Source organism: Indibacter alkaliphilus LW1 (assembly GCF_000295935.2).
GTDB classification, from domain to species: domain Bacteria; phylum Bacteroidota; class Bacteroidia; order Cytophagales; family Cyclobacteriaceae; genus Indibacter; species Indibacter alkaliphilus.
In genome coordinates this window covers 58,751-70,360 of sequence record NZ_ALWO02000006.1, presented here as the reverse complement: position 1 = coordinate 70,360, position 11,610 = coordinate 58,751, and the positions used below count along the sequence as shown (strand labels likewise).

General features: G+C 38.7%; 10 protein-coding genes. 3 read left to right on the top strand and 7 right to left on the bottom strand.

Translation table 11 applies throughout. The features are described from left to right. Positions 1-71: 71 nt before the first annotated feature. Complete coding sequence (locus tag A33Q_RS01045) at positions 72-2,501, bottom strand: TonB-dependent receptor domain-containing protein (protein ID WP_009035153.1); 2,430 nt, start codon at positions 2,499-2,501, stop codon at positions 72-74. A gap of 391 nt (positions 2,502-2,892) precedes the next feature. Here A33Q_RS01045 and A33Q_RS01040 point away from each other — a divergent pair, with 391 nt between their 5' ends. The 3 genes from A33Q_RS01040 to A33Q_RS01030 all read left to right on the top strand — a co-directional run bounded on the left by A33Q_RS01040 (position 2,893) and on the right by A33Q_RS01030 (position 5,933). After that, positions 2,893-4,926, top strand: coding sequence for a tetratricopeptide repeat-containing sensor histidine kinase (locus A33Q_RS01040; protein ID WP_009035152.1), 2,034 nt, complete (start codon positions 2,893-2,895; stop codon positions 4,924-4,926). A gap of 2 nt (positions 4,927-4,928) precedes the next feature. Beyond that, entirely contained in the window at positions 4,929-5,555 is a 627-nt protein-coding gene (locus A33Q_RS01035) for a response regulator (protein WP_009035151.1), read from the top strand. A gap of 96 nt (positions 5,556-5,651) precedes the next feature. Beyond that, the gene (locus A33Q_RS01030) at positions 5,652-5,933 is read left to right on the top strand and encodes a hypothetical protein (RefSeq protein ID WP_009035150.1); all 282 of its coding nucleotides are present in this window, start codon (positions 5,652-5,654) and stop codon (positions 5,931-5,933) included. 22 nt (positions 5,934-5,955) lie between these two features. Here the strand turns inward: A33Q_RS01030 and A33Q_RS01025 are convergent, their stop codons facing one another. From A33Q_RS01025 to A33Q_RS01000, 6 genes are all read right to left on the bottom strand, one after another. After that, positions 5,956-6,822 (bottom strand): nucleoside phosphorylase, encoded by an 867-nt coding sequence (locus A33Q_RS01025; RefSeq protein ID WP_016254460.1) that lies wholly within the window; start codon positions 6,820-6,822, stop codon positions 5,956-5,958. Further along, a complete protein-coding gene (gene trhO / locus A33Q_RS01020) occupies positions 6,815-7,798 on the bottom strand; it encodes an oxygen-dependent tRNA uridine(34) hydroxylase TrhO (RefSeq protein ID WP_016254459.1) in 984 nt (327 codons plus the stop codon). The genes A33Q_RS01025 and trhO overlap by 8 nt, the downstream gene beginning before the upstream one ends. A 58-nt stretch (positions 7,799-7,856) precedes the next feature. Next, a complete protein-coding gene (locus A33Q_RS01015; RefSeq protein ID WP_009035148.1) occupies positions 7,857-8,495 on the bottom strand; it encodes an acetyltransferase in 639 nt (212 codons plus the stop codon). 56 nt (positions 8,496-8,551) lie between these two features. After that, a complete protein-coding gene (locus tag A33Q_RS01010) occupies positions 8,552-9,847 on the bottom strand; it encodes a DUF2851 family protein (RefSeq protein ID WP_009035147.1) in 1,296 nt (431 codons plus the stop codon). 130 nt (positions 9,848-9,977) lie between these two features. Beyond that, positions 9,978-10,658 carry a hypothetical protein gene (locus tag A33Q_RS01005; RefSeq protein ID WP_009035146.1) on the bottom strand — a complete coding sequence of 227 codons (681 nt, stop codon included), beginning with the start codon at positions 10,656-10,658 and terminating at the stop codon, positions 9,978-9,980. A gap of 93 nt (positions 10,659-10,751) precedes the next feature. Next, positions 10,752-11,330 carry a precorrin-2 dehydrogenase/sirohydrochlorin ferrochelatase family protein gene (locus A33Q_RS01000; RefSeq protein WP_009035145.1) on the bottom strand — a complete coding sequence of 193 codons (579 nt, stop codon included), beginning with the start codon at positions 11,328-11,330 and terminating at the stop codon, positions 10,752-10,754. Positions 11,331-11,610: the final 280 nt, after the last annotated feature.

Genomic DNA, 11,610 nt, shown 5'->3' with positions numbered 1-11,610 from the left:
ATTCATAAAGGGTCTCAAAAAAAATGCCCATCCAATCTCGGATGGGCATCGGTATATTGCAAGGGATAGGATTAAAAATCCATATCCTCATCATATTCTTCTCTTTCACCTCTACCATTTCTGTCTTTAAATCCTCCAAATCTCCAGGTAAAGGAAAGTGTACCTATTCTTGTTTCCCGGTTGAACATTCTGTCCTGAACAAATCTTGCATCTTCGGTTCTTATCCTAAATATCCTTGTATTGAAAATGTCACTGACATTTGCTGAGATAGTTGCTCTGTTATTCAAGATATTTTTTCTGATACCGGCGTTTATTCCCCAAAGCGGTTCTATTTCACCCTGTGGAAGTACTATAGGTCCTCTGTAGTTACCCTGAATCTGTACAGTAGCAAATTTAGGTATGGACATATTAGCCAGTAAAGAAACAGTCCAACTGAAGTTGGAATTATTGAATCCCTCCTCAATGTTGTCACCGAATATTTCAGAATAAAAAAAGTTTCCTGTTAAAGTTGCATCAAACCAGTCAGTGACCTGAATTTGGTTGACCAATTCAAAACCTGTTGCGCTTCTACTATTGGCATTTTCACGGGTTTGAACAGCCACATTGCTATCATCTATTCTGACTACTCTTGTCAGAATATCTGTAGAGAATCTATGGTAAACTGTTGCGTTCATCAAATACCTTTCCCATCCTTTCATATATCCTACCTCATAACTATCAGTAAGTTCAGGTTGTAGAAATGGATTCCCAACACTCAGGTTGTACAAATCAGCTACTCTGAAAAGCGGAGCCAATGCCCAAATATTTGGTCTTGAAATCCTTCGGCTGTAGTTTGCTGTAAATTCCTCTTCATTTCCAAGATCGTAAGAAAGGTATAATGAGGGGAATAGGTTGAAATAGTTATTGACCACTACATTTTGGTTGCTTTCTTGTACTGAGATTGTTTCTGTGTACTCACCTCTCAGACCACCTTGATAGCCAAGTTTTCCGATTTTATTTTTGTAGGCGGCATAAGCAGCATAGACATCTTCCTTGAAATTAAAACCATCACTGAACCTGTCGTCTAATACCGGTTCAAACTCAGTGGTTTGATCGCCCTGGAAAAAATCCTGACCTCTATCCCAAACACCAAATGTTCCTTTCAGCCCAGTTTCAAATTTACCACCATCAGAAAATGGCTTCTCATAATCAGCCTGCAATACATAAAGTGAGCTCCATTGTGGTCTCTCATTGATTTGTATCAATCTATTGTCCGGGACTTCTTGATTGAATTGGTTGAAAAAACTCTGATCGTAAAACTCATCTTGGAATCTGTCATCATAAGAATAAGATATAGAAGTAAATAACCTTTGTCCCAAAGTATCTATTTCCCAATTGTAATTGATCCCTGTTTCAATATTATAACTTGTACGGGTGTCTCTGTTATTTCTGACAAAAAGACTGTCAAGTTGTCTTTGTTGGTTTAAATTTCTCTGATTAAGATCATTAAAACTGGACCGGTCCCTGAAATTTGCCTGCGCGTAAAATCCAAAAGTTTTAGTGTCTGTAATGTTCCAGTCAAAACCACCCCTTACAAGGTGATTTACATCAACTCTTTCACTATAATTATCCTGATCAAGGAATGGGGAAACATTAGGTATAAACGACTCCCTCAACCCTTCACCTTCTCTAAATAACCTTCTGTCCTGATAATTGTAAGACCCGTAAATGTTGATTTTTTCCAGTCCATAATTCAGGTTGAATCCAGCTGTGTATTTATCTCTTGTGCCTATTGAGGCATTTGCCTGACCATTTAAGCCTGTTTTCTCATTTTTCTTCAAAACAATATTAATGATACCGCCGACACCGGCTGCATCATATCTTGAAGAAGGGTTGGTAATTAATTCAACAGATTTGATACTGTTGGCTGGAAATTGGGCTAAAATGCTCTCTGCATCATCTCCTGATAAATTTGACGGCCTTCCATTGATATAAATGAGTATGTTGCCACTACCCCTCATTGAAATACCTCCCTCATCATCTACTTGTATGGATGGTAGCGTTTCCAATAATTCTGTAGCAGTAGCGCCCTCTGCAACGATACTGTTTTCGACATTGAATGTTCGCTTGTCAATATCACTTTCAAACATAGATTGAACTCCTTGTACTGTGACTTCCTCCAAGTTTTGAGCATCGGCTCTCAGCCTGACATTGCCGACATTTAAAGTTTCTTTATCTCCAACCTGAATATTTTTGAAGAAATTTTCATATCCAATAAATCCAACCCTTAAAATATAATCTCCAGCAGCTGCCGGAAATGAGAAAGTACCGTCCAATTCTGTCATTCCTCCTGTTACGAGACTCGAATCCGCAGGGCTTAATAATGCTACATTAGCAAATTCCATTGCACCTCCTTTGTCACGGTCCAAAACACGGCCACGAATTGAATAATCCTGTCCGAACACTTCAATTGTGCACATGGTAAAAGTTGCGATAAATAAATAGGCTAAAATAGGTTTCATAGTATTGTTTATTCAAGAAATAGACCTTAAATATACAGAATTTTATTCTGTTTTTAAAGGCTTTATTTATAAGCGGTAATCGTAAAAGAAAGTAATTTTATAAATATTTAATCATTTGTTCGGAAGTTGAGTGCTGTTTGCCAATCTTGATTTGTTGAAATGAACTACTGATAAAATTCATGGCTCGCATACAAAACTCATCACTTTAAAAAACGTTCGGGGTGGCTGTTTGTTCCGGAAATCTGTGTATATACATTTATCGGGCTTATTTGTAGATAAAAAGTCTATTTATTACACAAACGGGAAGAAAAATGAATATTTCTTAAACAAAAAAAGGATAAATTAGTGATTTGGAATTGATTCCGAATGATTTACATGTTGTGAAGTACCTATGCCCTCCCGATTACTCTTCAAAAAATCACTATCCTTAATTTGGGTATTTTTTCTTTTTGACACATTGTCCGTAGCACAGGACAGGTCCATTGATTCTCTAGTCAATCAACTGATAATTGCTGATTCTGATAATCATAGGTTAGCCTTGTATAAGGACTTATTGCCTATGATTTACCCTAATAATGCTGATTTGATCGTGAAGTTTTATCCTGATGCAATTCAGCATGCTGCCTCTTTGGATTCTTTGGATAAGGCTGCCAAGTGGTCTATAGAACTTTTCCAATATTATCAATTGACAGCTGATGGGGGCAAACAGGCTTTGGAGACTATGAAAAAGGCTACAGAGTTTGTTCCCGGGATTTCTTCCTCAGTGATGCGTGGAAATGTTTATTTGAAATATGCTGCGGCCTATTATGATTTGGGGCAGTTTGAGGAGGCTGTGGAGGAATACACCAATGCCATCAATCAATTTGCAGAAGAAGATTCGATTTTTGTGGCAGATGCACTTTTTTTCAGGGGTCAAGCTAAGGACTTTAAAGGGGAATTTATCAACGCAGTAAATGATTATCAGCTGGCCGCTTTGTATTATGAGCTTTTGGGAGATGAGGAGTATGTTGATCATGTCCAAAACAGTATGAGTATTATTTTTAGCAAGTATGGAATGCTGGAAGAATCTGAAAAGATCAGGTTAAAACTTTTGGAAAATCATTTGAAACGAAATCAGAAGGAGTATTGGGCTATTGTGATGTACAATAGAGCCGGAACTTACAGAAAAGCAGGATATCCTGAAGAAAACCTGAGGATTCTCAAAGAAGTCTATGAGAATTTGAATGCGGTGGACGACCCTCATCTTGAAGTTGCTCTGAATCTCTCCTTGGCTAATCATTATGCTGGAGATAAGGATAAACCGAAATTTGAATTTCATTTTCAAAGGGCTGATAGCATATTTGATTCAAGGATAGGAGAAGGTTCATACCTTGATATTAGTTTTTTAAGGTCAAGATTTCTGGGTGAAAAAAACTTCGGAGACTTAAGCCGGGCTAGAATATATTTGGATGAGTACAAAGAGCAAGCTAATGCAGAGGATAAGTTTAGTGACAAACTTGATGTTTTGGAATTTGAAGCTGATTTATTAAAAATGATGGGTAATTATCCTGAAGCTTTCCAAGCCCTTTCATCTTGGACCCAGAAAAAGGATTCAGTATTTACAGTAAATAAAGCCACCTCATTTGCTTATTATCAAACTTTGTATGAGACTGAAAAAAAGGAAAGAGAGCTTGTGAATAAATCTTTGGAGATCGAGAATATCACCTTGGTAAATCAAAAAAGACTAGCCTGGATGATAGGGATTTCACTGCTTATTATAGGGGGCTTGGTGTTTTTATATCTCTACAAAAATTTACAGTCGCAGATTAAGGCAAAAGAAATGCAAGAGAAATTCTCCAGGGATTTGCTTGTCTATCAGGAGGAGGAACGAAAGCGAATCTCAAAGGATCTTCATGATGGTTTAGGGCAAAGCCTTTTGCTGATCAAAAATAAAGTTGCAATGAGCGCCGACCCATCTGCTACAGGAATGTTAAACTCAGCCATAGAAGAGTTGAGGGGTATTTCGAGGTCTCTTCACCCGTTTCAGCTAGAAGAGCTTGGCCTGACCCAAGCCCTCAAAAATACGCTTGAGCATCTGGATGGTGAGACAGAGATTTTTATCAGTTCTGAAATAGACGATGTGGATCATTTGTTTGACAAAAATGAGCAACTTCAGGTTTTTAGAATGGTGCAGGAAGTTTTCAACAATATTATCAAACATGCGCAAGCTTCAGCTGTTCGGGTACTGGTGGTTTTGGAAAAAAATATGGTCAGTTTATCGATTGAGGATAATGGTGTTGGATTTGATTTTTCGGAAAAATATCAGGATTTCGGAAGTTTGGGCTTGAAAACGCTCAAAGAGCGAACAGCAAGCCTCAACGGGACGATGAAGGTAGAATCAGAAAAAGGCAAAGGAACAAAATTTTCATTTTACCTATACAAATAGACATGAACGAGGTACTGGTTATTGCAGATGATCATCCCTTGTTGCTTAAAGGGCTTAAAGATTTTCTGGAAGAAAATGACTTTTTGGTTGCGGCTGCCGCCAAAAATGGGAGAGAAGCATGGGAAGCCATCAATGAGTTAAAGCCAGGGATAGCGATTCTTGACCTAGAAATGCCCGGGATGACAGGCCTGGAAATAGCTAAGGCATGCGGAAGGGATAATATTCCGACGAAAATTATTTTATTTACTCTTCACAAGGAGCTTTTTATATTTCAGCAAGCGGACTCACTCAATATTTCAGGTTATCTTTTGAAAGACTTTGCCACGGAAGAGATAATCAATTGCTTAGAAGAGGTAAAGCAAGGGAGGAAATATTTCAGTGAAAAACTTTTTAAAAGTAAAGAAGAAAAACAAAATGTCAGTCAAGGTGCTTCTCTTACCCCTTCAGAAAAGAAAATTTTGAGATTGATAGCAGATGGGCTTACTACGCCAGCTATCGCTGATAAGCTTTTTGTAGCAGAAAGGACAGTTGAAAAGCACAGAAGCAATATCATCAGTAAGTTGAAACTGGATAAAAAGCACAACGCTCTCTTGGTTTGGGCCCAAAAAAACAAAGGGATCATTTTTTAAGACAATACCAGTCACTGGATAAAAATACGTGTTTCCCCTTATTGATAGCCAAATACGCTTAAAGTATATTTGAATATTACAAATTCAGAATCACTTATGAAAATCAGTTCTACTTTTGGGGATTTCAAAATTATTCAGTCTATCAGCAAGTCAGATGAACTTTTAATGATGTCAGATTGGGAGAGTCTGGTCAGAATTTTTGACAGCAAAAGAGTATTCATGGTAAGTAAAAAAGACAGGGTCTTTGGAGCTTATTTAGGTAGGCAGGAATGCTCGGAAATATTCTGTAAGCTTCTTAAAAATATTGAATTACTGGATTTGGATTCAGTAAGTATTGAAAATACTACACTTTTTGAAAGAGTAGTTTATAATGGGTGATTAGACAGAAAAATGGCGGGTATTAACCCGCCAATTTTTTTAATGTGTGTTTGATCAGTTTGTCCACGATCTCGTACGAATTTTCAGCAAATTCGTGCGTAATTCTATTGGCTACAATAGCATTCAAACTCATCACTTCATGGCCTAACAGTCTTCCCATTGCATAATAGCCTGCTGTTTCCATTTCAAAATTGGTCAGTTCGAAACTTTCTACATTTACTTTGCTGAGTTTTTCAATAATATCCGGAATAGCTGGCTTCAATCTCACCTGCCTGCCTTGAGGGGCAAAAAAACCGGGACAAGTGACTGTGTTGCCGACAATCAATCCATCAGATAATTGTTTTAAAAGTTTTTCTGCCCCCTTTATGCAGTAGGGACGAAAACTTAAACCTAATTCCTCTTGAATTTTTAACCCAACTTGTGATTCTAATTCCGAATATTCAGTATTGTAAAAGGCCATTAATGTGTCGAGGCCTATTCCAAATGCTGAAGCCAACATGGCTCCTGCAGGAATGTCAGTTTGCATGCTACCGGAGGTCCCAACTCGGATTATGTCCAAACTGGTATGTTGTTCTTTGGGCAACCGGGTAGCCAGGTCCACATTAACCAAAGCATCCAGTTCTGTCATAAATATCTCGATATTGTCTGTGCCCATTCCGGTACTCATTACTGTGATGCGCTTGCCATTGTAGGTTCCTGTGTGGGTCACAAACTCCCTTTTGGACATGGTGAATTCCACTTCATCAAAATACTGAGAAACCTTTTGTACACGATCGGGGTCGCCTACAGTAATAACAGTTGAAGCCAGATGTTCTGGCTTCAAATTGAGATGATAGATGCTTCCATCAGGATTGATGATCAGTTCAGATTCTGGTATTCTATTATTCATGAATAATGTTTTTAGTTTTTTCCTTATCCTGTTTTCTAATCAATCCTTTGTATGGATTATAGCCATTTGTGTTCTTCTGGTAATAGCCGGTTCCGTCATAAGGCCTTTTCTCCGGATGATCTTTACATTCCACAGAGCAAGCTCCTTCCAATTCCCATCCACATTTTTCACAAATGGGAAGGTGTTCATTACACACAGGGTTGGCACAATTGACCATACGGTCAGATTCAGTACCGCAAACATGGCATTTTGAAATGACCTTCGGGTTTACCTTGTTGACATCGACTGCAATTCTATTGTCAAATACATAACACTTGCCTTCAAAATCCTCTCCTCCGGCCTCCATGCCGTATTTGATAATTCCTCCATGAAGCTGATATACGTCATCAAAGCCTTGCTCCAACAAGAAAGCAGAAGCCTTTTCGCACTTGATGCCGCCTGTACAGTAAGTAAGAACCTTTTTATTTTTAAAATGCTCCAACTCTTTGACTTTTTCCGGAAAGTCCCTAAAATTATCTATATCCAAAGTAATGGCATTTTTAAATCTGCCGAGTTCGTGTTCATAATTGGATCTGACATCCAAGATGACCACATCGTCCTGATCCTTGAGTGCTTTAAATTCTTCCGGTTCCAAGTGTTTTCCCGTTCTGACATTGGGGTCAAGATGTCTCAAGCTGCTATGTACGATCTCAGGCTTGACACGTACATGGATTTTTGCAAAAGCATGTCCTGCATGGGTGTCAATTTTAAATTCGGTTTTGGCAAACCTTGGGTCAGAATGAACATAGTCCATGTATTTCTGACAGTCTTTCTCGGTACCTGAAACTGTACCATTTAGTCCTTCCGGGGAGACAATAATGCGGCCTCGAATGTTATTTTCAATACAGAACAAGTGATGTTCTTCTCTGTAAGCTTCAGGATCCTCGATCTGAGCATAACAGTAATACAATAGGACGTTATAATCTTTATTTTCCATAACTAAAGCCCTGTTTCCGACAGGGTGTCTGGTTTTTTATTGATGAATTTAAGAAATTTTATTTCTTTATGGGTGCTGCAGGATTGCCAAAGACTGTTTCGCCGTCTTTCACATCGGATATGACAACTGATCCTGCTCCAACCCGTGCGTTTTTCCCGATGGATATTCCTGAAACAATTACTGCTCCTGAACCTACAAAGGCTCCTTTGCTAATCTTTACACCTGAATTGATAATAGAGCCGGCGCCTATTTGAACGAAGTCTCCCAGATCAGCCTGATGGTCTATGATTGCTCCTGTATGTAAAATACAATGACTCCCCATTTTAACAGCAGTTCCTAAACCTACACGGGAATTGATAAAATTGCCATGCCCGATAGCCGCATCTGAAGAAATAAACGAGGTCTTGTGGATTGCATTTACAGGTTGTACTTTGCGGACATCATTGAGCATTTTTACCAAAAACTCCCTGTATTTGTTATCATCTACGGCTACAAATGCCTCGCACTTTTTTCCGATCAGCTTTAGAAAGCCTTCATCTTCGGTGTGACCCAATACGGGGACTACATTGATTTCAGTCCCGTGGAGTGATTTGTCTTCATCCAGAAAGCCATAAGTTACTACCTCGTTGCTATTGAAAATTTCCAATGCTGCCTGTGCAATTCCTTTGGCTCCTAAAATTATTACTGGTTTATCCATTTCTTTTTGTCTAATCGGATGGCAAAAGTACGGGAAATCAATCTCCTAACCAAAAATTAAACGGATGCTGTCTTGAGAAGAGAATGACCGATTTTGCAGTCCATGCACTTTTTTTGAATGCAATACATGTTGAAAAGTCCAATCATTCCCTGACTATCAAAGGCATTTTCACAAATCCAGTTGTAAGCATTAAACCTTTTTGTAATATGATTGATCTCTGGTTTTAATTCCTGCAAAAGGTCAAAACACTTGTCTTTCCATTGACTGTTTTCAATATAGCGTCCATAGCTGAACCAAAGCGGCACTACGAAATTGATCATAAGCAAACGGATGGTGTTTTCACTCAATTTTTTGGAGAGTTTTTGATTAGCAGGAACCCCAGGCCTTAAGTGTTTTTCCCAATATGGATTTACTTCGATCGTAAAAAGTTGTCTGAAGGCATCAAACTTTGAACTTTCATAAATGGCCTCACTGAAAATGTTTTTGTTTTGACTCAGAAAAGCTGCCAATTGTACAATCCTTAGGACCGGATTATTTTGAGGCCTTACTCCCATGAATTTCCAATCTTGGCAATATACAGTTTTCTTTAAGCCGTACTTTTTCATGTAGAATTCAAACTCACTTTTCAATTCTTTAGAGTATTCATCCACAGGTTGCTCAGGTAGTAAATCTGCCTGTCCCAAAAGAATGGCTTCTATTCCCTTTGCATGATTGCTTAACTTCTGAAGAGTCCTATACGGAATACTTTCTGATAGTCTCAGCATGGAAAGAGAGTTTGTTTTAAAGCCAAAACTTTGGAAAAGCCACCTGTAGCTAGTCTCTTCCCAATCTCCTTTTGTACCTTCCAGAATATGGAAGACACTGGTTGATTTGTCTTCCAGTCTTTCTACCAAAGCCTTTTCCAACATGGAAAATTTCAGTATTGGTAAAATCTCCGGAAGAAATTCCGAGCAAAGTAAACCGTCTCCCGAGCTGATCAGCTTTTCATAATTTCTAACCACATCCAAAAGGATTTTTCCTTTCAATTCTAGCGTGGGAATTTTCGTGCCGTCATTTCTGAAGATTTCAGAGTCGTTTTCATACACCACATGAAGGATTACAGAATTGTACCGGGTATCAGCATCATGTTCATGGTTTTTCCAATCAGAGGCTTTGCGATGAACTTCCACATGTCCAAAAAGATCCAAACCACCGATTTTGATGCATGACTCCAGAAAATCCGGACCATGGTAAAAGTTGTGAAGTCCTATTTTTTTGACTTCCAAAGTTTGGCCATCACTGCTGCGAAGTCCATTCTTGTCGAAATACTGGTATTTCCATACAGCCTGAAGAAAATCCTCTTTGAATTCCATAAAAATAAAGATTTAAAAACTAAAGATAATGACTACTTAAAGCACTATTAAGTTAACCTCTTTTCGAGACTTGAAAAAAAATTGAGGTGATTTATTTCACCAAAACATTCAAGATTAGGCTGATAGAGATCTAAAGCATAATCTTAATAGCTAAACTTGGCGACAGTAATTGAAAAGCAGCATTTCTTGTATTGAGTGTCACCGAACCTAAATCGTCATATAGTGCATCCCGACTGGTGAGGAAATTCATAGGCCCTGTTTGCAGGTAATTGACCCTCAGCTCCAGAAAAACATCCCCCTTTTTTTCTAATGGAACCATAATCCCCCCTCCCAACTGATACAGGAATGACCAATCATAAACCTCTGTACCTGATGACAAAGGCTCGGTCAGCCGGTTTTCACGAACTTTGGATCGGGTGTAGGTATGAATTCCACCTAGCTGACCTTCCACGAAGGGTTTGACTCCAATTCCAAAATCCGGCATTAGGCGAACAACAGCTGAAAGATTTACCGCATTGTTATTTCTCCGAATTCTGAAATTCTGATCTGTACCATTGATGATATTGTTGCTCCTTTCTACAGCAGTACCATACAACATGTACCCAAACTCACCTCCTACATAAATAGGAGTATTTGAAAGTTTGTGCAGGTAATTCAAGCTAATTGATGGAAAAAATTGGTTTCCTACTTCAGATTGAAAGGAACCGACAGGAAAACCTGCATTGAAATTTATCCCTGCTATTCCATCCTGTCCTCTGACTGAAAAGGAGGCAATGGAAAAAAGAATTAAAGTGTAAACAAATCTTTTCATACCGCTGGAATTTTAAAAGTCTATTTTTCGATTCGAACGGGAATTAAGAGATTAGGTTTAAAATAAAATGCCAAAAACCATCCTCTTCTGAAGTCAACCCTTCTTCTCCACCAGCATCCCTGTAATTTCATTCATCGCCTTCACCTTATACTCAAAATCCCCCTTGAGGGTATCTCGGTAAGCGTTGAGGTTTTCTAATAGTTCATCGATTTCTTCAGGAAGTACTTCTTCCAACATTTGGCGTAGACGCTTAGCTGTGGTGGGGGATTTGCCATTGGTGCTGATGGCGATTTTCAGATTTCCTTTGGTCACGATGCCACCGAGATAAAAGTCACAGAGCTCGGGCGTATCCGCTACATTGACCAGGATATACCTTTCCTTGGCTTCGTAATGAATTTGCTTATTGATCTCTGGGAAATTGGTAGCAGCAATGACAAGGTGCTTTCCTCCCAGATACTTTTCGTCATAAGCATCCTGAATCAGGGTCACATTAGCTGCCTGCCCGGCCAATTCCAAAAACTCAGCATTAAACTCCTTGGAAACCGCTGTGACCTGAGCTTTAGGACTGCTCTTGAGCAGGAAACTCAACTTTTCTGTCCCCACAAATCCACCCCCTACCAAGAGTACATTGAGCTGGTGAACTTTGAGGAAGATGGGGTATAACTGGTTCATGGTTTGATCTTATTTGGAAACAAGTTTTACAATATATTATAGAAATATGGTAGAAATAAAGTTGAAATATGATTGATATATGGCTGAAATCGGAACTTTTGCGGATTTCCTTATAATGAAAGGATTTGGAGCGATTGAGTTATAGAATAGAAATACGGTGGAAATACAGTTGAAATATATTGAAACAGGGGGATAAATATTTCGCGAAGCATATTTCAGCGAACCTGTCTGCCGTAGGTAGAGCTATATTTCTATCTTATTTCAGCGAAGCATATCCCGA